This window comes from Planococcus beigongshangi, assembly GCF_016820495.1.
In the GTDB taxonomy this organism is placed as follows: Bacteria; Bacillota; Bacilli; order Bacillales_A; family Planococcaceae; genus Planococcus; species Planococcus beigongshangi.
On sequence record NZ_JADHDU010000008.1, the window covers coordinates 18,058 to 40,070 of the forward strand.

Genomic DNA, 22,013 nt, shown 5'->3' on the forward strand with positions numbered 1-22,013 from the left:
ATGGAATTGATAACAAAGAATCTGCTTAAAGGGATGAACCCCGAACAGGAAGAAGCGGTAAAAGCGACAGAAGGGCCCCTCTTGATCATGGCTGGTGCCGGGTCAGGGAAAACACGGGTGCTGACGCACAGAATCGCATATCTTGTGCTGGAAAAACAGGTCTATCCGTCAAACATCCTGGCGATAACATTCACGAATAAAGCGGCGCGCGAAATGCGCAACCGGATCGATGGCCTGTTAGGGCATGGAACAGGGGAGCGCATGTGGGTTTCCACGTTCCACTCGATGTGTGTGCGGATCCTTAGACGGGATATCGATAAGCTTGGCTTTTCGCGGAACTTCTCGATACTTGATACAACCGACCAATTATCGGTCATTAAAAATGTCTTGAAACAGCAGAATCTCGATCCGAAAAAATATGAACCGAGAACGATCCTGAATGCGATTTCGTCTGCGAAGAACGAATGCATCACAGCAGGGGAGTTTGCGGCGAACGCCAATCAGCATAACCCTTATGAGAAGACGATTGCTGAAGTTTATGCAGGCTATGAAAAACGCCTCCAAAAAAACCAGTCGCTCGATTTTGACGATTTGATCATGACGACTCTGACTTTATTCAATAAAATGCCGGACGTGCTGGAGTTCTATCAGAACAAATTCCAGTATATCCATGTGGACGAATATCAGGATACGAACAATGCGCAGTATCAGCTTGTCCAAAAACTGGCGAGCAAATTCAAGAATATCTGTGTAGTCGGAGATTCGGACCAGTCCATTTACCGGTGGCGCGGAGCGGATATCACGAATATCCTGAGTTTCGAAAAGGATTATCCGGATGCGAAAGTCATCATGCTGGAGCAGAATTACCGTTCGACGAAGCGCATTCTGCAGGCAGCGAACGACGTCATCAAACGGAATACGAGCCGCTATCCGAAAGAATTGCGCACGGATAACGACGAGGGGCCGGCAATTACGCTTCATAAAGCTTCGGATGAACGACAGGAAGCACAATTTGTTGTGCAGACGATCCAGAAGCTGATGGATGAAGAAAATTATAAAACTTCCGATTTCGCCATTCTGTACCGTACGAATGCCCAGTCGCGGATCATGGAGGAAATGTTCGTTAAATCGAATATGAACTACACGATTGTCGGCGGCACGAAGTTCTATGACCGCAAGGAAATCAAGGATCTGCTCGCATATCTCCGTTTGATCGCCAATAACGACGACGATCTGTCGCTGGCCCGCATCATCAACGAACCGAAACGCGGCATCGGGGCCACGTCTTTTGAACGGATTGCCGGATTCGCGATCGAACATGACCGCACCATTATGGATGCGTTGCAGGAAGTCGACTTTATGGGCGTTTCCGCTAAAATCGCGCAAACGGCCCTGGAGTTCCGGACCATGATTGCCGGCTTCACTGAAATGCAGGAATACTTGTCTGTCACGGAACTCGTGGAGGAAGTCCTGAAGAAATCCGGCTATCGCCAAATGCTGCAGAACGACAAGACCATCGAAGGCGAAAGCCGACTTGAAAACTTGAACGAATTCCTGTCGGTTACCCAGGCGTTCGAAAAACAAAGCGACGATAAATCACTTGTCGCGTTTTTGACGGATCTTGCGCTGATTTCCGACATCGATTCACTTGATGACGAAGAAGACGCAGATGGTCCGATCATTCTGATGACGATGCATGCTGCGAAGGGGCTCGAATTTCCAGTCGTCTTCATCATCGGACTGGAAGAAAACGTATTTCCGCATTCGCGTTCAAATAATGATGAAGAAGAAATGGAAGAAGAGCGGCGCCTTGCCTATGTAGGGATCACGAGAGCGGAAAAACGCCTTTATTTGACGCATGCCTCTTCCCGAACGCTCTTCGGCAAGAGCAATTGGAATATGCCTTCCCGTTTCATCAACGAAATTTCGGAAGAATTGATTGAACAATCAATTGCCCACCACCGTGCGGGAGCCGCAACAAGCTATCAACAGGCACCTAAACGTGCTGCGGTGACGCGGCCGGCCTATCAGCAATCCGGCGGAGACCGGCTCGGCTGGAAACCTGGCGATAAAGCGAAACATAAAAAATGGGGCACCGGCACAGTTGTCGGCGTCAAAGGCGACGGGGAGCAGACTGAACTTGATATCGCATTCCCAAGCCCTGTCGGCATCAAGAGGCTGCTAGCCAAATTCGCGCCGATTGAAAAAGTATAATCGGGAGGTAACTATATGGACCGGATCAAAGCGGAACAACGGGTAAATGAATTGAATGAAATGCTTGGCACTTATGGGCATGCCTATTATGTGCTGGATAATCCGATGGTGCCGGATGCTGTATACGATCAATTGCTGAATGAATTGATCGAACTGGAAACCCTGTATCCGGATCTGGTATTCCCGGATTCGCCGACTCAACGGGTGGGCGGGGCACCGATTTCCAATTTTGAAAAAGTGACGCATGACCGCCCGATGCTCAGCTTGTCAAACGTATTCGGGGAAGAGGACATCCTGGAGTTTGATAAGCGGGTAAGAAGCGGTGCTGGTGAGACGATCGAATATGTATGCGAATTGAAAATCGACGGCCTTGCGGTTTCTTTGATTTATGAAGACGGCAAATTTGTCCGCGGTGCAACCCGCGGTGATGGACGGGTAGGGGAAGATATCACCGTTAATCTGCGGACGATCAACTCCATTCCGCTGAAATTGAAAGAACCGGTATCGCTCGAAGTGCGCGGTGAAGTTTTTATGCCGAAAGGTTCATTCCATAAACTGAATGAACAGCGCACGGAAAAAGGGGAAGAGATCTTTGCGAATCCCCGGAACGCAGCAGCCGGTTCACTTCGGCAACTGGACCCGAAAATTGCGGCGAACCGGAATCTGGATGTATTCATCTACGGCATCGGTGGAGACGCTGAAAATTACGGACTCTCTGACCATGATGAATCATTGAATTATTTGAGTGATATCGGTTTCAAGACAAATAACGAACGCAAAGTATGCCACAGTGTCGAAGAAGTCATGGAATACATTGCAGCGTGGACTGAAAAACGGAATGACTTGTCTTACGAAATCGACGGCATCGTCATTAAAGTCAACCGTTTCCTGCAGCAGCAGGAACTGGGCTTTACAGCGAAAAGCCCGAAATGGGCAACCGCCTATAAATTCCCTGCGGAAGAAGTGATGACGAATCTGCGGGATATCGAACTCAGTGTCGGAAGAACCGGCGCTGTCACACCAACTGCCATCCTGGACCCGGTCTCGGTGGCCGGGACGACTGTCCAGCGGGCTTCATTGCACAATGAAGATCTGATCAAAGAAAAAGATATCCGCATCGGTGATCAGGTCATCATCCGAAAGGCGGGGGATATCATCCCTGAAGTGGTGCGCCCGCTCATTGAACTCAGGACCGGTGATGAAGAGCCGTTTCTGATGCCTGAAAATTGCCCGGCATGCGACGCGGAACTTGTACGCATTGAAGGGGAAGTCGTGCTTCGCTGCGTCAACCCGAAATGTCCTGCCCAAATCACGGAAGGCCTGATCCATTTTGTATCACGCAATGCCATGAATATTGAAGGGCTTGGCGAAAAAGTCATCGAACAGCTTTATCAGCAAGGGTTGATCGCCGATATCGCCGATATTTATAAATTAACCAAAGAGGAACTGCTGGAACTAGAACGGATGGGCGAGAAATCAGCTTCAAATCTGATCACGGCCATCGATGCATCCCGCAGCAATTCCATGGAAAGGCTGCTGTTTGGCCTTGGCATCCGCCATGTCGGTGAAAGGGCGGCCAGGATCCTGTCCGAACATTTCGGTTCCATGGATAAGCTAATGGAGGCCTCTCTTGAAGATTTGACGGCCATCCATGAAATCGGTGATAAAATGGCGGACTCCGTCGTCACATATTTCGACAGCGAGGAAGTCCGTGGGTTAGTGGAACGTTTGAAGAGCAAAAACGTCAATCTTACGTACACTGGAAAACGGGTGCAGGTGGAAGCCGGTTCCAATGCCTTTGCCGGCAAAAAGATTGTTCTTACCGGTAAATTGGAACAGCTGACACGCTCAGAAGCAACTGAGCGCATCGAATCGATGGGCGGCAAACTGACGGGCAGTGTCAGCAAGAAGACCGATCTGCTGATTGCCGGAGAAGAAGCGGGATCCAAGCTGGATAAAGCAAGGGACCTGAAAATCGAAATCTGGAATGAGCAGCAATTGATCGAAGAATTGAACAAATGAGGAGATTAATGCAAATGAAACGCTTTTGGTGGATCCCTGCGAGCATTTTGCTGCTTTCAGCCTGTGTGCCGTCAACTTCGAACGAAACGGAAGTTATCGGCACCGAGGAAGTGGAAACAGCAATTATTCCGAGCATGCAGCTGGATGATCAGTTTTACCGGACTCTGTTGCCTTATAAACAAAGCGCCACTAGAGGGAAGATCGTCAACCGGCTGAATTCCCGCTATGATATTGAAGAAGCCGAGAAAGGGCTCCTTCGTCTGTCCCAAAACCAATTTTCGCCGGATGATTACTATTTCCAGGAAGGGCAGAAAATAACAGATGAAGAAGTGACTGCCTGGCTGAACCGCTTCGATGCAGAAAACAATCCGACAGGCTTGAATGCTGCAGCTGGAGGGGAAGGTGAAATCCCGCCTCCTGAAATCCTGGCCCATGTCATTGAACAAAACTATCTGGTAAGAACGAATGAAGATACGATCCGCCTTGGCGGTGTATCTGTCGGCCTCGCATTGAACTCGGTCTATTATACGGATAATAACGGCATTTCTAACGAACAGGCCATTTCTCAGGAACAGCTTGATTCAGAGGGCAAACGCATGGCGAATGAAATCGTCACCCGCCTGCGCCAGAAAGAGGGGATGGTGGACATACCGATTACGGTTGGTCTGTTCAGGCAAAAAAGCCGCAGCACGATAACCGCCGGCACTTATTTCACTTACGGAACAGCTCCCGGCGGCCAGAATGAAATCGGCAACTGGAATGCAATCGATGAAGAATTCGTTATTTTCCCTGCGACCAACCCTGAAGAGAAGTATCGTGAAATGGATACATCTTTCAGGAATTTCAAGCAGGATGTGGAAGAGTATTTCTCGAATTTCACCAGCGTCATCGGGACCGGATTTTATCAGGGAGAGGACATCCGCAAGCTGAATATTGAAATTCCGATCCAGTTTTATGGATCGGCGGAAGTGATCGGCTTTACTCAGTATCTGACAGGTTTAGTCATGAGCCACTTTCCGGAAAACATTCAGGTTGAAATTGATATAAATTCAGTCAACGGAGCGGAAGCGTTGATTTTGAGAAAAACCAACCAAACCGAGCCGGTTGTCCATATTTATGAATAAACAGTCGTCCAAGATTTTGGGATGATTGAAGAGGCAGCCGCTTCGGCTGTCTCTATTCTTTTTATTGTCCAGACTTCAGCGCCTAGCCCCTCGAGTCGCTTCGGATTTGACCTTCATGGCAAAAGCCGCCACGACGGCCAAATCCTCCAGCGCTTGCCGGAGCTGAGCAGGCGCTTCCGCTTTTCTCTATTAAATGGTATGATATAGCGTATGTTTACTGATTTCGGAGGTGTAAGGAAATGGCGAAAATGACAAAAGAAGAAGTGATCGAAGTTGCCCATTTGGCGCGTCTCGCGATTACGGATGAAGAAGCGGTTCATTTTGCGGAACAACTGGAAGCAATCACGAATGCGATGGAACTTCTGAACGAACTGGATACAGACAATGTGGTGCCGACAACGCACGTATTGCCATTGGTCAACGTATTGCGTGAAGATAAAGCGGAAGCAGGCTTGCCGCGCGAAACCGTTTTGAAAAATGTAAAAGAACATGAAGCGGGACAAGTAAAAGTTCCGACTATACTGGAATAATAGCGAGGGGGGAAAACCATGAAATTCTATGATAAAACAGCTGCTGAGTTACAGGAAATGATACATAGTAATGAAGCGACAATCGAGGAATTGACGAAACAGACCATCGAACGGATCACTGAACTTGATCCGAAAGTCGATGCTTTTCTGGCAATGAATGAAGAGCGCGCGCTTGAAACGGCAAAAGAATTGGACAGCACGCCGATGGATCAGCGTGGACCGTTATTCGGTTTGCCGATCGGCGTGAAAGACAATATCATGACTGAAGGCTTGGTTACGACGGCATCAAGCCGCATCCTGGAAGGTTTCAATCCGATCTATAATGCGACGGTTGTTAAAAAACTGCGTCAGGCAGGGATGATTACCGTAGGTAAATTGAATATGGATGAATTCGCGATGGGGTCATCAAACGAAAACTCCTATTATAAAAAGACAAGAAATCCATGGAACCTGGATTATGTGCCAGGCGGCTCTTCAGGCGGTTCGACTGCTGCTGTGGCTGCGGGCGAAGTCCCGTTCACGCTCGGTTCCGACACAGGCGGATCGATCCGCCAGCCGGCAGCATTCTGCGGCGTCGTTGGCATGAAGCCGACATACGGCCGTGTATCACGTTTCGGTTTGATCGCGTTCGCTTCTTCTCTTGACCAGATCGGTCCCGTGACACGGAACGTCAAAGACAATGCGCTGCTATTGCAGGCCATTTCCGGTCATGATGAAAAAGACTCGACATCTGCCGACATTGAAGTGCCTGATTTTGCAGCAGCTCTGACAGGTGACATCAATGGCCTCCGCATCGGTGTGCCAAAGGAATACTTCGCCGAAGGAGTCAGCGAAACAGCTAAAAAAGCGGTTTATGATGCACTGGACGTATTGACAGAAAAAGGCGCGACATGGGAAGAGATTTCGCTGCCGCATTCCAAATATGCGCTGGCAACATATTATTTGCTTGCTTCCTCTGAAGCTTCGTCCAACCTGTCCCGTTTTGACGGCATCCGTTATGGCTACCGCACAAATAAAGCGAGCAGCCTGCTGGATTTCTATATGAATACACGCGCTGAAGGATTTGGCGACGAAGTGAAACGCCGCATCATGCTTGGAACGTATGCACTGAGCTCAGGCTATTATGATGCTTATTACAAAAAAGCCCAGAAAGTCCGCACATTGATCAAGCAGGACTTCGATGAAGCATTCCAGAATTATGATGTCATCATTTCGCCGACAACACCGACACCGGCATTCAAGATCGGTGAAATCATCGATGATCCATTAACGATGTATGCCAATGATATCCTGACGATTCCGGTCAACTTGGCCGGCGTTCCGGCAATTTCAATCCCTTGCGGATTTGAAGGCGATCTGCCGCTTGGCATGCAGATCATCGGTAATTATTTCGATGAGGAAACGGTTTATCGTGTAGCCGATGTATTTGAAAAGGCGACAGATTTCCATAAAAAAACTCCTCAATTATGGGAGGGAGCAGCACAATGAACTTTGAAACGATCATCGGGCTGGAAGTGCACGTTGAACTGAAAACGGAATCGAAAATGTTTTCACCTTCACCGGCGCATTTCGGAGCAGAACCGAATACGAATACAAATGAAATCGACCTCGGCTATCCGGGAGTCCTGCCGGTAGTCAATAAAACGGCAGTCGACTGGGCAATGAAAGCTGCGCTTGCATTGAATTGCGAAATTACCCGTCATACAAAATTCGACCGCAAAAACTATTTCTATCCGGATAATCCGAAAGCTTACCAAATTTCTCAATTTGATCAGCCGATCGGTGAAAATGGCTGGATTGAAATCGAAGTGAACGGTGAGAAAAAACGCATCGGCATCACGCGTCTTCATATGGAAGAAGATGCGGGCAAACTGACTCATACCGATAAAGGCTATTCGCTGGTTGACTATAATCGTCAGGGTACGCCGCTGATCGAGATTGTTTCTGAGCCGGATATCCGTACTGCTGATGAAGCATACGCTTATTTGGAGAAGATCAAAGCGATCATCCAATACACAGGAGTCTCTGATGTCCGCATGGAAGAAGGGTCGCTCCGCTGCGACGCCAACATTTCACTTCGTCCATTCGGCCAGGAGCAATTCGGCACGAAAACGGAATTGAAGAACCTGAACTCGTTCAACTATGTCCGCAGAGGGATCGAGCATGAACAGATCCGTCAGGAACAAGTGCTGCTGTCAGGCGGCATCATTCCACAGGAAACACGCCGTTATGATGAAGCAACCGGCAAAACCGTCCTCATGCGCGTGAAAGAAGGATCTGACGATTACCGTTATTTCCCGGAACCGGATCTTGTCGATATCGTAATCGACGATGCCTGGATCGAACGTGTCCGTGCAGAAATTCCGGAACTTCCGGATGCGCGTAAAGCCCGTTACGTGGCAGAGCTCGGCTTGTCACCGTATGATGCAATGGTGCTGACGCTGGCTAAACCGATTTCCGACTTTTTCGAAGCGACCACGGCTGCAGGCGCAGACGCGAAGCTCGTTTCAAACTGGCTGATGGGTGAGGTTTCCGCCTACCTGAACGCTGAACAGAAAGAGCTTTCGGAGACAGCTTTGACGCCTGAAGGCTTGGCTGGCATGATCAAGTTGATCGCTGACGGCACGATTTCTTCTAAAATCGCTAAAAAAGTATTCCGTGAGCTGATCGAAAAAGGCGGAGACGCCAATGACATCGTGAAAGCGAAAGGTCTCGTCCAGATTTCCGACGAAGGCGTGCTGCGTGAATATGTAACGAATACACTCGATGCCAACCCGCAATCCATCGAAGACTTCAAAAATGGCAAGGACCGCGCTGTCGGCTTCCTGATCGGCTTGATCATGAAAGCCACCAAAGGACAGGCGAATCCGCCTTTATTGAATAAAATCCTGCTGGAAGAAATAAATAAGCGATAGAATAATGGATGGTCCTTTATGGGCCATCTTTTTTATCGGGGGCTTGGCCGTTGCATTTCTTTATTATTTGAAGCATTGCCGAAAGACAAGTAAACTGGAATAAAAGGAGAGGTTTACGTATGACAATGGAACAGGAATATTTTGAAAATGCAGTGACACTTGAAACATATATGGCTCAGATGGAATCGAATCAGGATAAATCCTATTCGGTTTATGAGAAGTTTGAAATGCCGCAGGACGAAGAATTCATCACGCTGTTAAAGGAAAAGAATCCCCGTATTCTGGTGATTACAGAAGACTGGTGTGGAGATGCGATGATGAACAATGCCATTCTCCGGAAGATCGCAGAAGCGGGCAATCTGGAAGTGCGCTGTGTATACCGAGATGAAAACCTGGAACTGATGGATCGTTACCTGACGAACGGCGGCCGTTCGATTCCTAAATACATTTTCCTGTCCGAAGAAGGCGAAGTACTGGCGGACTGGGGTCCAAGGTCTGCAGCAGTCCAGGAATTCGTAGACGGATTGAAAGCGAAATTGCCAGCCAAAGAAGACCCTCAATACGATTTGCATTTCAAAACAGTCATTGGTGAAATCACGGACGGCTTTGTTTACAAAACGGAATTCTGGGACAGTGTGTATCAGGAACTGAAAGATGTTTTGACCAGATCGCTGAAATAATTTATGTGGCAGGTCGATTAGAGGGAACCTTTTCCAGCTTGAAATGTCTTATTTTCCAGAGTATGTGAAGAAAGGCTGAAACTTATGAAGCGAGCACGAATTATTTACAATCCGACTTCCGGCAGGGAATTGTTCCGTAAGCATTTGCCGGAAGTGCTGGAAAAAATGGAAATCGCCGGATACGAAACGTCCTGCCATGCGACCACTTGTGAAGGCGATGCGACGACAGCCGCCATTTCGGCTGTCGAAAGAAAATTCGATTTGATTGTGGCAGTCGGCGGCGATGGCACATTGAACGAAGTGGTGGCTGGGGTTTCCAAATTTGAGGACCGGCCGAAAATCGGGTTGATCCCGATGGGCACGACAAATGATTTTGCCCGTGCCGTACATATCCCGCGCGATATAAACAAAGCTGTCGATATCATCATCCAGGGTGATTCGGTACCTGTGGACGTGGGGATGATGAATGACCGGTATTTCATCAATATAGCCGGCGGCGGAAGAATAACGGAACTGACTTATGAAGTGCCGAGCAAACTGAAGACGGTTCTCGGACAGATGGCCTATTATTTGAAAGGCATCGAGATGTTGCCGTCCATCCGTTCGTCCAATGTGCGCATTGAATATGACGGGGAAGTTTTTGATGACAAAGCGATGATGTTCCTGATCGGTCTGACAAACTCAGTCGGCGGCTTTGAAAAATTAGCGCCGGATGCCAGCATCAATGATGGTAAGTTCACATTGCTGATCCTGAAGGAAGTGAACATGGCTGAGTTTATTCGCCTGGCTTCTCTTGCGATTCGCGGTGAGCACCTTTCCGACCCGCATGTAATCTATGCGAAAGCAAGCAAGGTCGTCGTTTCATCCAAGGAGCGGGTCATGTTGAATCTGGACGGGGAATACGGCGGTGTATTGCCGGCGGTTTTCCAAAACCTCGAAAAGCATATTGAGGTGCTGGTGCCGATCCACGCAATCAATGAAAAAGATCTCGTATAATATGAAAACAAACCCGGCAGTCATTTGACTGCCGGGTTTGTTTTGGCCTTCACCTGCCATTACAGCAAGTCGACCGCCGTATCCTGTTCCATGGCAAGTTTAGGCAAATCATCGACCGGTTCCCAGCGGAACAGCAGCGTCAGGCCATTGTCGCGGCCATTGCTTTTGATGGTATGTTCCCATTCATCGACTTTTTCTCCCGTATATTCGAAATGGAAGATATTGCGTTCGTAAACTTTGTCGCGGTGTTCCGGATAATAATTGTATTTGTGGATTTTACCCGCAAAATGCAGAACATCCCGCGGCAGTCCTGTTTCCTCATGAACTTCACGGTACAATGCGTCAATGAGCAATTCCCCTTCTGCAATCGTTCCTCCAGGAACCTGAATTCCAACTTCGGGTTCACCTTTATACTCAAAAACCAGTAATTCACGATTTTCGTCAGGGCCTCTTGTGATGTAGGCAAAAACTTTTCTGCTTGTTTCCATATGAATCACCCTTTATTTTTGTTCCTTACAGAATACTAAATTTTCTAAAAGATATCAAGTGTTTTCACCTTTGCCTGTCACAGCTTATTCAAAGTTTATGAAGAAACTCCCTTTTCCGCATTCGTCCCAGAGGATTCAGACTGGCAGCATAGGGTACAATGAATATAACACTTGTGGATGAGTATATTCCGTAGGAGGGATAAGGTAATGGGATTTGAAGATACAGCGCTTTTAAGCCGGATCCTGACATTGATGACCCTGTCGTTTCACATTCTTTACGCAACGATCGGAGTCGGTGTTCCACTGATGATCTTGATTGCTCAGTGGGTCGGGATTAAAAAGAATGATGACCATTATATCCTGCTGGCCCGGAGATGGGCGAGAGGATTTGTTATTACAGTAGCGGTGGGGGTTGTGACCGGTACTGCGATCGGCCTGCAATTATCATTGCTCTGGCCAAACTTCATGCAGTTGGCCGGCAACGTCATAGCACTGCCGCTGTTCATGGAAGTTTTTGCATTTTTCTTTGAAGCTATTTTCCTTGGCATTTATCTGTATACATGGGATCGGTTTGAAGATCAGCGCAAGCATCTATTGCTGCTGATTCCAGTTGCTCTTGGTGCAGCTACTTCTTCCGTCTTCATCACAATCGTCAACGCATTCATGAATGCCCCGCAAGGTTTTGATATCTTGAACGGGGAACTGGTCAATGTCAGCCCGCTGCTCGCGATGTTCAGTCCGGCAGTGCCGACAAAAGTTGCGCACGTGATGGCGACTGCATTCATGACGAGTGCCTTTGTGCTCGCATCGATCGCCGCACTTCGCATCGTCCAAGGCTCGAAGCATGTCTACCATAAAAAAGCGTTGCTGCTGACAATGAAACTTGGTTTGGTGTTTTCAATCGCAACCGCACTCATCGGCGATTTTTCAGGAAAATACCTGGCTGAATACCAGCCTGAAAAATTAGCCGCCGCTGAATGGCATTTTGAAACGGAAGGCGAAGCCGAGTTGATCCTCTTCGGGGTTCTTGACGGGGAGGAACCGAAATATGCGATTAAGATCCCTTATGCACTCAGTATATTGGCACACGGCGTTCCCGGAGCTGAAGTGACCGGATTGAATGAGTTTCCGGAAGATGAGCGGCCGCCGCTCTGGATCCATTATCTGTTTGATCTGATGGTCACGATCGGCATGTGGCTGGCGTTCTTCTCCTTCGTGTATGTCATCGGGGCATGGCGCAAATGGCCGATCATCCAGAAGAAATGGTTCCGCTGGCTTACAGTGGCGAGTGGCCCGCTGGCTTTGATCGCCATCGAAGCGGGCTGGTGGTTTACAGAAGTCGGCCGACAGCCGTGGATATTGCGCGGCTACATGAAAACTTCCGAAGCTGCCACGACAAGCGGTCAGGTCGACTTGATGATCATCCTGTTTGCAGGCCTCTATTTTATCCTGGGCGTGGGGACGATCGTCGTTCTTACCCGGATGTACAAACGCAATCCGGTGGAAAAAGAACTTGCCCAAAGAGAAAAGACTGCTAAAGGCGGTGGCACAGAATGACTCTGGAAATTATTGGTATTTCAGTTCTTTGGCTGTTTCTGTTCCTTTATGTCATTGTCGCATCGATCGATTTCGGTGCCGGATTTTTCAATGCCTACAGTGCTTTTACAGATAAGCAGCATATCCTGACAGGCATCATTCAGCGCTACCTGTCACCGGTATGGGAAGTGACGAACGTGTTCTTCGTGTTCTTTTTTGTGGGGATCATCGGATTCTTCCCGCAAACCGCTTTCTATTACGGGACGACATTGCTCGTGCCTGCGAGCATAGCGCTGATCCTGCTCGCGATACGCGGTTCGTATTACGCTTTCGCAACTTACGGGGCGAAAATCAATCACCGCGGTTATATTTATATGTACGGATTATCCGGATTGCTGCTGCCGGCATCATTATCCCCGGTGCTGGCAATGTCGGAAGGCGGATTCATCAAGATGGACGGCGGAGAGCCTTATCTTGACTATTGGGCGCTTTTTACAAGTCCATTGATGTGGAGCATCGTGGTGCTCAGTATTGCCGCAGTGCTGTATATCTCGGCTGTATTCCTGACTTGGTATGCGAATAAGGCGGGGGACGCCAAAGCGACAGAGCTGATGCGCAAATATGCGCTCATCTGGGCAGCACCCGCAATCATAACGGCTACCGGCATCATTTTCGAATTACGGAACCATACACCTGAACATTTCGAACGCATCATGGATATCTGGTGGGTATTCGGTATCTCGTTCCTGCTGTTCGTCGGAACGGTCTATCTGATCTGGAAAAAGCGGAATTATGGATTGGCGTTCATCCTGCTCGTCGGTCAATTCTTCACAGCATTTTTCGCTTACGGGGCATCCCATTATCCATATCTGCTGTATCCGTATCTGACCATTTATGACAGCTTCACAAACGAATCGATGGCTATCGCCCTGATCATCGCCTTTATCGCGGGCCTCGGCTTACTGTTGCCGTCACTTTATCTATTGTTCCGTCTGTTCCTGTTCGATAAAGATTACGTCAAAGGCAAATCGGATTATCATGCATAAAAGGAGGCAATTTCCATGCAGGATTTCTTTATCTTCTATGCACCGTTCATCGTATTGATTGCTTCAATCATTTTCGGTTTCTGGTTTTCGCTGAAAGACGGACCGGTATCGAAGAAACGTGATTGACCAACGCGTCCAGGCTTAGCCTGGCGCGTTTTTTTATGGACGGATATAAACCGGTTGGTCGCAGGCGCTTTTCTGTAGTAGAATAAAGAAATTGAAATGGAGTGAACGAATTGAAACCTGTATCGAAAAATGACCGGCTGCTGGTCCATGTGGAAGATTTGACGCATGACGGCGCCGGAGTTGCCAAAATAGACGGTTATCCTTTATTCATCCACGGCGCTTTGCCGGGAGAAGATGTCCATGTCCACGTTTTAAAGACCCTGAAATCCTACGGTTTTGCGAAACTGCTGCAAATCGAGAATGCCTCGCCGTTCCGGGTTGAAGCGCCTTGTCCCGTATTCGACACATGCGGCGGCTGTCAGGTTCAGCATCTGTCCTATGAGGGCCAGATGACATTCAAACGGAAACTGGTGCGCGATGCCATCACCCGCATCGGGAAATTGCCGGATGTGCCGGTTCATCCCGTCAAAGGAATGGAAGACCCGTGGCGCTACCGCAATAAATCCCAGATACCTTTCGGGATGGAAGAAGGGCGCGTGGTGGCCGGATTTTACGCGCCGCGTTCCCACAAAATCGCCGATACGGATATCTGCATCATCCAGACGCCCGAAGCGGACAGCATCATGACCGGTATCAAACAGAAGCTGAGGGAAATGGGCATCGAACCTTATGAAGAAGAAACCCACCGGGGACAGCTACGCCACGTCGTCGTGCGGAAAGCACGGGCAACGGGTGAAGTCATGGTCGTCCTGGTCACGAAGAAAAAGAAATTCCCACAAGCTGAAAGAGCGGTGGAACTAATCCGTGAACTTGTGCCGGCAACGGTGTCGATCGTCCAGAACATCAATACAGAAAAAACCAACGTCATTTTCGGCGATGAAACGATTACGTTATGGGGCAACGATATTATCGAAGACCGCATCGGCGACGTGCGTTTTGAAATCTCTGCGCGTTCTTTCTATCAGATCAATCCCGGACAGACGGAAGTGCTGTACGGCCAGGCACTCCAGTATGCCGATCTGACCGGCAATGAAACCGTCATTGACGCCTATTGCGGCATCGGTACGATTTCTTTGTTCCTTGCACAAAAAGCGAAATTCGTCATGGGCGTCGAAATTGTACCGCCTGCGATTGAAGATGCTAAACGCAATGCCGAACTGAACGGATTCAGCAATACGCTGTTCGAAGCAGGGCCAGCCGAACAGGTGATTCCGCGCTGGTATAAGGAAGGGGAACGGGCTGATGTGCTGGTCGTCGATCCGCCAAGAAAAGGCTGCGATGAGCAATTGCTGCAGACGATCCTGAAACAGCGGCCAGAACGGGTGGTCTATGTGTCGTGCAATCCGGCGACACTTGCGCGCGACCTCCGTATTCTCGAAGACGGCGGCTACCGGACGCAGGAAGTTCAACCGGTGGATATGTTTCCGCAATCGACGCATTGTGAAGCGGTCGCATGGCTGAAGCTTGAACAATAAAATAGAAACGAACCGGATGCATGAGCATCCGGTTTTTTTATTTTTCAGATACGTTTCATTATTAGGCGAGGGAGGGTAAAGAAAAGAGAATACATCTGTAAGGAGAGAACGATCAACATGGAGAACATACCCGAGTCGAAATTCGAAGATAAACGCTCGAACGTCATTGAGGAATTGGTGGCCCAGAACGTCTTCAAGATTAACGGCCGTCAATTATATGAACTGAGTCTATATGAATTAATGAAGGAATATACGCAGAAAAGCCTAAGCTCGTAAGCTGCGGCTTTTTTATTTTGATTAATGCAGACATTGGACCGAAAGGGAGGGGAAGCTATGCACCAGAAAAAATTGGAGGATTACCGCAAAGGGCGGCTGGATGAGATGACCATCGCCGAGATGCAGCAGGAAATGCACGAGGGCAAGGTCACTTCAGAAGAATTGGTGCTGATGTATAAAGAGAATATTTCACTGCGTGATAAGAACATCAACGCGGTATTGGAAATTAATCCGGATGCCCTGCAGATCGCCCAGGCCCTCGATTACGAACGCAAGCGAAGCGGAGCTCGCGGCCCGTTGCACGGGATTCCGATCCTGTTGAAAGACAATATGGATACCGGTGATAAAATGCATACCAGTGCAGGTTCGCTCGCACTTGAAAATCATTATGCGCTGAAAGACGCGACTTTGGCTGAAAAGCTGAGAGGAGCAGGGGCGGTCATTCTCGGCAAAACGAATATGACCGAATGGGCTAATTTCATGTCGGATAAAATGACGAACGGTTACAGTTCTCGCGGCGGACAAGTGAAAAATCCATATGGTCCGTTTGATGTTGGCGGATCCAGTTCCGGAGCGGCCGCAGCTGTTGCGGCGAATTTGGCTGCGGCATCCATCGGTACGGAAACGTCCGGATCGATCATTGATCCGGCTGCCCAGAATAATCTGGTGGGCCTGAAACCGACCATCGGCATGGTAAGCAGGAGCGGTGTCATTCCGCTGTCTCATACCCAGGATATACCTGGGCCCATCGCCCGGACAGTCGAGGATGCAGTCACTGTATTTACGGCGCTTATCGGGGTTGACCCGGAAGATCCGGTCACCAATATGGCCGCCGATTTTGAAGGATATGACTGGCTTGCCCACCTGAAAGAAAATGGACTCGAAGGGGTCCGGCTGGCTGTGACGCCTGATTTGTTCAAGGAAATACCGGATGAGCAGCGGATATTATTTGAACAGGCAAAAGAACGGTTAAAAGAATGCGGCGCGGAAATCATCGAAGACGTGGACCTGGGGGCTAATCAGGAAGATCTTGGATTTGCAGTATTGCTTCATGAATTCAAAGCTGACTTGAATGCCTATCTTGCCAAGACGGACCCGCTCAATCCGATCCGGACAATGGCTGACGTGGTCAGCTTCAATAATGAACACCCGGAAACGATGCTCAAGTTTGGACAGAATCTGATGGAACAGGCGAACAGCCTTAGCGGTATGCTGACGGAGCGGGAATATGTGGAGGCGCTGGAACGCAACCGCTATCTGGCTGCGGAACAAGGCATCGACGCCACGTTAAAGGAAATCGATGCAGATGCGATTCTGCTGCCGCATGATTTCGGCTGCAATGTCGGAGCGGCTGCCGGATTCCCTGCCATTACCGTGCCTTACGGATTCACGGAAACAAAAGAGCCGTTCGGCATCACTTTTTATGGCCGGGCTTTTGATGAACCGAAATTAATCGAATACGCTTATGCGTTCGAGCAGGCTGTAAAAGGCAGAAAGAAACCATAGGAAAAGGCGGCCGGAAAATTTCCGGGCCGCCTTTTCCTATGCATTTGCTCAGAGAGCCGCAAGCTTTTTCCATACCTGTTCGAGTAAAATCATCAATTCCGATTCCAGCTCAGGGTTTTTCGACAAGGTCCCCAGCACACTTTCAAGCAGGGTCTGGCGCGGTGTTTCTGCCAGCAATTCCTGGGATAAAAAAAGCACCAGCTGCCGGGAAGCGGCATCATCCAGCATCGTTTCGCTGTAACTTTCAAGCTGCTGGGAAAGTTCAGACACCGAAAGATTTGCTGAAGATTTTTCTGTATAGACGGTCGGAGCTAGGATAAACCGTTCCCCCGATTCGATTTGGGCAAGGACTGCCGTTTCCAGCCGTTTGATGACAAATGCCGCCAGCTTTTCAGTCGGCAGATTTTCATCTGTAGTCAATTGCCAGATATTGACCAATTGCTGGATGGTGCCATGGACGGATGCAGCATTATCAAGGGCATAAGGTGCTGCTTGCTGGCCGTATATATCAACAATCCGTGATGTGATCCAGTCCAGTTCCACCCGGTAGGAATGCTTGGCAAAACCTTTTAATTCCGTGTCCCTGGAATAAAAGATGCTTTCATACAGCGAAAACAGATTTTTTTCGCGGTTCATCCGTATCCGGATACATAATTGTTCTGCAAGAACTTCGGGGTCATCCACCGGTCTGCCGGCTGCAGCTTCCATGCGCTTCTGCCGAATTTCATTGCCGATGGATTCCATGATGGCAATGAGGCATTCGCTTTTAGAGGTGAAATAATTATAAAATGTTCCTTTCGAAATCCCGGCTTCGTCCAGGATATCCTGGATGGAAGTGGAATTATAGCCGTTCCCGATAAACAAGGTGTAGGCGGCATCCATGATATTCTGCTTTTTTCGATTCATCTACTCACCTTTTTATTTGTAATCTATTGCCAGAATACCATAAATCATGCTTTATGCAATTAAAATGAACAACCGGTATAATTTTGTTGATAAATGTATACCAGGAGTATAGAATAGGGAAATGGAGATTTCAGAAGATCATTTCAACCAGATCAATACGGAGGAATAACAGAATGATAGAACAGAAAAAACCGCCTTATGGCATAATCGCAATTTTATTTACCGGCGCATTTGTAGCTTTTTTCAATCAGACATTATTGAATATCGCATTGCCCGAAATCATGGCGGATTTCGGTATAAAAGCTGCAACAGCCCAGTGGCTCGTTACCGGCTATATGCTCGTGAACGGTATCTTGATCCCGGCAAGTGCTTATTTCATCCAGCGATTTTCGAATCGCTCGGTCTTTATCGTTGCCATGTCCCTATTTTCACTGGGCACATTGATCGCAGGATTGGCACCGGTATTTTCAATGCTCCTGATAGGCCGTCTGCTGCAGGCTTCCGGGGCCGCTTTGATGATGCCGCTTCTTATGAATGTCATGCTGGTGGCATTTCCAGTTGAGAAACGTGGGACTGCCATGGGTTATTTCGGCCTCGTCATGGTCGTTGCCCCTGCAATCGGACCGACATTGTCGGGCTATATCGTTCAAAACTATGACTGGCGCGTGCTGTTTTTCATCGTGTTGCCGGTTGCCCTGATCCCGCTTCTATTAGGGATTTTCAAATTAAAGAATTTAACGTTCCAGAACCGGGAAATTTCGCTTGACAGATTTTCCCTTGTTTTATCAAGTCTCGGGTTTGGCGGTATTCTGTACGGCTTCAGTTCAGCGGGTACTTTAGGCTGGTCGAATCCGGTCGTTTACGTCACCATCACCGTCGGGCTTGTTTCATTGGCTCTTTTCGTATGCCGCCAACTGAAGCTTGATGAACCGCTGCTTCAAATACGGATCTATAAATATCCGATGTTCGCATTGTCTTCCATCATTTCCGTGGTGCTGTCGATGTCGATGTTCTCGGCCATGATCCTTATGCCGATCTATATCCAGACGATCAAAGGCATTTCGCCGATCAATTCAGGATTGCTGATGCTTCCGGGTGCACTGCTCATGGGTGTGATGTCGCCGATCACCGGCCGACTGTTCGATAAATGGGGAGCAAAAGTTCTGGCGATTCCCGGCTTGTCGCTGGTTGTCATCACCACTTATCTGTTCAGCCAATTGTCGCTGGATACGAGCTATTGGCAGATCATGCTGATCTATACAGTCCGGATGCTCGGTATTTCACTCGTCATGATGCCGGTCATGACGAACGGGCTGAACACTTTGCCGATGAAAGCCTATCCGCACGGAACAGCCATCAATAATACGCTCCAGCAGGTATCTGGGGCAATCGGTTCAGCATTTCTTATCACGCTGATGAATACACGGACAGAATCAGCGGCCGGCGAATTGATGGCGCAGGGAACCGCACTTGAGAGCATCGAAAATTTAGCGATGCTTGAAGGCATCAATTTCTCATTCTTTGTTTCCACGTTCATTGCGCTGACTGCGCTTGTTCTGGCACTGTTCATCAAAAAGCCGAATCGTCCTGTGACCGAACAGGATAAAGAGATTGTCTATTCCCGAAAAGAAGTATCAGACTCATAACCGGAAAGCCGCACCTTTGATGGTGCGGCTTTTATTGCATTTCACATGCTTTATTCGCATGGATGTCCTCCAAAAAAGGCGGTGGGACGCCAAATATGGTACACTGAAAACATTGAAGAAGAGGTGGAATCCAAATGACTTTTATAGAAGAAATGAATCCAGTATGGCAGGAAAAATGGAAGAAGACCGGTTTTGAAACAATCATGCCGATCCAGGAACAGATGATTCCGGAAATGATGGCCGGCAATGATATCGTTGCCCAATCACCGACAGGATCAGGCAAGACATTAGCGTATGTGCTGCCGATTTTACAGCGCGTCGATCCGGAAAAAGCGGCGACACAGGCAATGATCGTAGCGCCGTCACAGGAGTTGTCGATGCAGATCGTCAATGTGCTGCGCGAGTGGACAGAAGGTACGGATATCAGCGTCACACAATTGATCGGCGGAGCAAATATGCAGCGCCAATTGGAAAAGCTGAAGAAAAAACCGACGATTGTTGTAGGAACGCCCGGGCGTTTAAATGAACTCGTCAAAAACAAGAAATTGAAAATGCATGAAATCCGCATTTTAGTGCTTGATGAAGGTGACCAGCTGATGGCGCGCGAACACCGTGAAGTCATGAAATCGCTTGTCGAAAAAACCCAGCAGGACCGTCAGCTTGTGCTCGTTTCAGCGACGATCACCGATGAAGTGGAATTGGTGGCTGATCGCCTGATGAAAAATCCGACGCGTATCCACGTGACTGCAGAAGAAATGCCGATGCAGGGGAGAGTGACGCATTCATTCATTAAAGTGGATGAACGCGACAAGACGGATCTGCTGCGCCGCATCTCCTATATAGAGGGCGTGAAGGCTTTGGCGTTCGTCAATAATTTGGACCAGCTGTTAATGAAAGAGAATAAATTGAAATTCCGTGATGCCAAAATCGTCACATTGCATTCCGAGATGAAAAAAGATGAACGGAAAGGAGCGCTTGATGCGTTCCGCAAAGGGGAAGTTTCCATTCTGATTGCGACAGAAGTCGCTGCACGCGGCCTTGATATTGACTCGGTCTCACATGTCATCCATGTCGATGTACCGAAGACGATCGACCAGTACATGCATCGTTCGGGGCGGACAGGAAGAGCCGGAGCAGACGGGGAAGTGTTGACGCTGCTCGCTTATCAGGATGAAAGACATTATAAGAAATTCACAAAAGACCTGCCGTCGAAGCCTGTCCAGAAAATCATGCACGGCGGCGAGCTGATCGAGGGGTCGAGCAAGACAGTAAATACAAAGGGGAAAAAATAATGGATTTTCAAAAAAAAATGGAGCAGTATGCGGAGCTGACCGTATACGTTGGACTGAATGTCCAAAAAGATCAGCATGTCCTGATCAACACCACAACAGACACGATCGACTTCACGCGTCTGGTCGTCAAGAAAGCATATGAAGCCGGCGCCAAAAATGTTCATGTCAATTATTCGGATCCCATTCAGAGCCGAACTCATTATGAACTGGCGCCTGACGCGGCATTCACTGAATACCCGGAATGGTCCGTAGTGCAACGGGATGAAATCATTGAAAAAGGTGGTTCCTTCCTGTGGATTGACGCGGAAGACCCTGACTTATTGACCGGCATACCGGCAAAACGCCTGTCCGACTCACAGAAAGCCGCAGGCAAAGCCCTGGCACGTTACCGCCAGGCTGTAGGTTCCGATAAAGTGGCCTGGTCGATCATTGCGATTCCATCTCAAAAATGGGCAGCAAAAGTATTTCCGGACCTTGCGCCGGATCAGCAGATCGAAGCGCTTTGGGAAGCCATCTTCAAAACCGTCCGCATCGGAGACGGGGATGCCGTTTCTTTATGGAAAGAACATATCGATTTTTTGGAACGGCGTGCAGCACAGTTGAATGAACACCGTTTTTCCAAATTGCATTATACAGCTCCGGGAACGGATTTGACGATAACACTTCCTGACAAGCATGTCTGGATGTCGGGTGCTTCGAAAACACCGCAGGGCAATCCATTCATCGCGAACATGCCGACGGAAGAAGTTTATACAGTGCCTTTGAAAACTGGCGCCGATGGTTTCGTTCGCAATACAAAACCGCTAGTATACCAGGGCAATATCATCGACGGTTTCACCCTTACTTTCAGGGACGGGAAAATCGTCAAAGTGGAAGCTGAAACAGGCGGGGAACTATTGAATGAAATGATCGCTTCTGATGAAGGCGCCGCTTACCTCGGTGAAGTGGCATTGGTGCCGCACCAGTCGCCTATTTCAGATTCAGGGCTATTATTCTTCAATACACTGTTTGATGAAAATGCATCCAACCACCTGGCAATCGGGGATTCCTATCCGACCTGCTATGAAGGGGCGCGCAACCTTGAACGGGATGAACTTGCAGAAATCGGTTTGAATACGTCGATTGTCCACGAAGACTTTATGATTGGCAGTGCTGAAATGGCTATCGACGGCATTACAGCAGATGGTTCGAAGATTCCTGTTTTCAGAAATGGGAACTGGGCATTCTAAGAGGTG

General features: G+C 48.6%; 19 protein-coding genes. 17 read left to right on the plus strand and 2 right to left on the minus strand.

The features are described from left to right. The 8 genes from pcrA (at window position 1) to IQ294_RS14090 (ending at window position 10,481) form a co-directional block, all read left to right on the plus strand. A complete protein-coding gene (gene pcrA / locus IQ294_RS14055; RefSeq protein ID WP_203334693.1) occupies window positions 1-2,214 on the plus strand; it encodes a DNA helicase PcrA in 2,214 nt (737 codons plus the stop codon). A gap of 15 nt (window positions 2,215-2,229) precedes the next feature. Next, the gene (gene ligA, locus IQ294_RS14060) at window positions 2,230-4,236 is read left to right on the plus strand and encodes an NAD-dependent DNA ligase LigA (protein WP_203334694.1); all 2,007 of its coding nucleotides are present in this window, start codon (window positions 2,230-2,232) and stop codon (window positions 4,234-4,236) included. A 14-nt stretch (window positions 4,237-4,250) separates the two neighbouring features. Next, window positions 4,251-5,360, plus strand: coding sequence for a CamS family sex pheromone protein (locus IQ294_RS14065; protein WP_203334695.1), 1,110 nt, complete (start codon window positions 4,251-4,253; stop codon window positions 5,358-5,360). A 239-nt stretch (window positions 5,361-5,599) separates the two neighbouring features. Further along, a complete protein-coding gene (gene gatC / locus IQ294_RS14070) occupies window positions 5,600-5,890 on the plus strand; it encodes an Asp-tRNA(Asn)/Glu-tRNA(Gln) amidotransferase subunit GatC (RefSeq protein WP_203334696.1) in 291 nt (96 codons plus the stop codon). 18 nt (window positions 5,891-5,908) lie between these two features. Next, window positions 5,909-7,378 (plus strand): Asp-tRNA(Asn)/Glu-tRNA(Gln) amidotransferase subunit GatA, encoded by a 1,470-nt coding sequence (gene gatA / locus IQ294_RS14075; protein WP_203334697.1) that lies wholly within the window; start codon window positions 5,909-5,911, stop codon window positions 7,376-7,378. Beyond that, on the plus strand, window positions 7,375-8,805 hold the full coding sequence (gatB, locus tag IQ294_RS14080; protein WP_203334698.1) for an Asp-tRNA(Asn)/Glu-tRNA(Gln) amidotransferase subunit GatB: 1,431 nt from the start codon (window positions 7,375-7,377) through the stop codon (window positions 8,803-8,805). The genes gatA and gatB overlap by 4 nt, the downstream gene beginning before the upstream one ends. Window positions 8,806-8,924: 119 nt before the next feature. Continuing rightward, window positions 8,925-9,485 carry a thioredoxin family protein gene (locus IQ294_RS14085; RefSeq protein WP_203334699.1) on the plus strand — a complete coding sequence of 187 codons (561 nt, stop codon included), beginning with the start codon at window positions 8,925-8,927 and terminating at the stop codon, window positions 9,483-9,485. Window positions 9,486-9,569: 84 nt separating this feature from the next. Then, window positions 9,570-10,481, plus strand: coding sequence for a diacylglycerol kinase (locus IQ294_RS14090; protein ID WP_203334700.1), 912 nt, complete (start codon window positions 9,570-9,572; stop codon window positions 10,479-10,481). Window positions 10,482-10,540: 59 nt separating this feature from the next. On the opposite strand, the gene IQ294_RS14095 is transcribed toward IQ294_RS14090, so the two are convergent. Then, window positions 10,541-10,969, minus strand: a complete 429-nt coding sequence (locus IQ294_RS14095; protein ID WP_203334701.1) for an NUDIX hydrolase — start codon at window positions 10,967-10,969, stop codon at window positions 10,541-10,543. Between the two features lie 207 nt (window positions 10,970-11,176). Here IQ294_RS14095 and IQ294_RS14100 point away from each other — a divergent pair, with 207 nt between their 5' ends. From IQ294_RS14100 to IQ294_RS14120, 6 genes are all read left to right on the plus strand, one after another. Further along, entirely contained in the window at window positions 11,177-12,526 is a 1,350-nt protein-coding gene (locus IQ294_RS14100; RefSeq protein WP_203334702.1) for a cytochrome ubiquinol oxidase subunit I, read from the plus strand. Then, window positions 12,523-13,551 (plus strand): cytochrome d ubiquinol oxidase subunit II, encoded by a 1,029-nt coding sequence (locus tag IQ294_RS14105; RefSeq protein WP_203334703.1) that lies wholly within the window; start codon window positions 12,523-12,525, stop codon window positions 13,549-13,551. The genes IQ294_RS14100 and IQ294_RS14105 overlap by 4 nt, the downstream gene beginning before the upstream one ends. Before the next feature lie 15 nt (window positions 13,552-13,566). Next, entirely contained in the window at window positions 13,567-13,677 is a 111-nt protein-coding gene (gene cydS / locus IQ294_RS16530) for a cytochrome bd oxidase small subunit CydS family protein (protein ID WP_432419964.1), read from the plus strand. 110 nt (window positions 13,678-13,787) lie between these two features. Beyond that, complete coding sequence (gene rlmD / locus IQ294_RS14110) at window positions 13,788-15,152, plus strand: 23S rRNA (uracil(1939)-C(5))-methyltransferase RlmD (RefSeq protein ID WP_203334704.1); 1,365 nt, start codon at window positions 13,788-13,790, stop codon at window positions 15,150-15,152. A gap of 117 nt (window positions 15,153-15,269) precedes the next feature. Further along, a complete protein-coding gene (locus IQ294_RS14115; protein WP_203334705.1) occupies window positions 15,270-15,428 on the plus strand; it encodes a Fur-regulated basic protein FbpA in 159 nt (52 codons plus the stop codon). A gap of 57 nt (window positions 15,429-15,485) precedes the next feature. Continuing rightward, window positions 15,486-16,934, plus strand: coding sequence for an amidase family protein (locus IQ294_RS14120; protein WP_203334706.1), 1,449 nt, complete (start codon window positions 15,486-15,488; stop codon window positions 16,932-16,934). 48 nt (window positions 16,935-16,982) lie between these two features. On the opposite strand, the gene IQ294_RS14125 is transcribed toward IQ294_RS14120, so the two are convergent. Next, window positions 16,983-17,840: a TetR/AcrR family transcriptional regulator gene (locus IQ294_RS14125; protein ID WP_203334707.1), complete on the minus strand. Its 858-nt coding sequence runs from the start codon at window positions 17,838-17,840 to the stop codon at window positions 16,983-16,985. A 173-nt stretch (window positions 17,841-18,013) separates the two neighbouring features. Here IQ294_RS14125 and IQ294_RS14130 point away from each other — a divergent pair, with 173 nt between their 5' ends. From IQ294_RS14130 to IQ294_RS14140, 3 genes are all read left to right on the plus strand, one after another. Then, a complete protein-coding gene (locus tag IQ294_RS14130) occupies window positions 18,014-19,486 on the plus strand; it encodes a DHA2 family efflux MFS transporter permease subunit (protein ID WP_203334708.1) in 1,473 nt (490 codons plus the stop codon). 134 nt (window positions 19,487-19,620) lie between these two features. Further along, window positions 19,621-20,778 carry a DEAD/DEAH box helicase gene (locus IQ294_RS14135; RefSeq protein WP_203334709.1) on the plus strand — a complete coding sequence of 386 codons (1,158 nt, stop codon included), beginning with the start codon at window positions 19,621-19,623 and terminating at the stop codon, window positions 20,776-20,778. After that, entirely contained in the window at window positions 20,778-22,007 is a 1,230-nt protein-coding gene (locus tag IQ294_RS14140; RefSeq protein ID WP_203334710.1) for an aminopeptidase, read from the plus strand. Before IQ294_RS14135 ends, IQ294_RS14140 begins: the two co-directional genes overlap by 1 nt. Window positions 22,008-22,013: the final 6 nt, after the last annotated feature.

Bases quoted from the DNA above. Each gene is read 5' to 3' on its own strand.
- gatA (WP_203334697.1), top strand. From the start codon at position 5,909: ATGAAATTCTATGATAAAACAGCTGCTGAGTTACAGGAAATGATACAT.
- IQ294_RS14130 (WP_203334708.1), top strand. From the start codon at position 18,014: ATGATAGAACAGAAAAAACCGCCTTATGGCATAATCGCAATTTTATTT.
- IQ294_RS14115 (WP_203334705.1), top strand. From the start codon at position 15,270: ATGGAGAACATACCCGAGTCGAAATTCGAAGATAAACGCTCGAACGTC.
- IQ294_RS14135 (WP_203334709.1), top strand. From the start codon at position 19,621: ATGACTTTTATAGAAGAAATGAATCCAGTATGGCAGGAAAAATGGAAG.
- IQ294_RS14140 (WP_203334710.1), top strand. From the start codon at position 20,778: ATGGATTTTCAAAAAAAAATGGAGCAGTATGCGGAGCTGACCGTATAC.
- pcrA (WP_203334693.1), top strand. From the start codon at position 1: ATGGAATTGATAACAAAGAATCTGCTTAAAGGGATGAACCCCGAACAG.
- IQ294_RS14065 (WP_203334695.1), top strand. From the start codon at position 4,251: ATGAAACGCTTTTGGTGGATCCCTGCGAGCATTTTGCTGCTTTCAGCC.
- IQ294_RS14095 (WP_203334701.1), bottom strand. From the start codon at position 10,969: ATGGAAACAAGCAGAAAAGTTTTTGCCTACATCACAAGAGGCCCTGAC.
- ligA (WP_203334694.1), top strand. From the start codon at position 2,230: ATGGACCGGATCAAAGCGGAACAACGGGTAAATGAATTGAATGAAATG.
- IQ294_RS14120 (WP_203334706.1), top strand. From the start codon at position 15,486: ATGCACCAGAAAAAATTGGAGGATTACCGCAAAGGGCGGCTGGATGAG.
- cydS (WP_432419964.1), top strand. From the start codon at position 13,567: ATGCAGGATTTCTTTATCTTCTATGCACCGTTCATCGTATTGATTGCT.
- IQ294_RS14100 (WP_203334702.1), top strand. From the start codon at position 11,177: ATGGGATTTGAAGATACAGCGCTTTTAAGCCGGATCCTGACATTGATG.
- IQ294_RS14125 (WP_203334707.1), bottom strand. From the start codon at position 17,840: ATGAATCGAAAAAAGCAGAATATCATGGATGCCGCCTACACCTTGTTT.
- IQ294_RS14105 (WP_203334703.1), top strand. From the start codon at position 12,523: ATGACTCTGGAAATTATTGGTATTTCAGTTCTTTGGCTGTTTCTGTTC.
- gatB (WP_203334698.1), top strand. From the start codon at position 7,375: ATGAACTTTGAAACGATCATCGGGCTGGAAGTGCACGTTGAACTGAAA.
- IQ294_RS14090 (WP_203334700.1), top strand. From the start codon at position 9,570: ATGAAGCGAGCACGAATTATTTACAATCCGACTTCCGGCAGGGAATTG.
- IQ294_RS14085 (WP_203334699.1), top strand. From the start codon at position 8,925: ATGACAATGGAACAGGAATATTTTGAAAATGCAGTGACACTTGAAACA.
- gatC (WP_203334696.1), top strand. From the start codon at position 5,600: ATGGCGAAAATGACAAAAGAAGAAGTGATCGAAGTTGCCCATTTGGCG.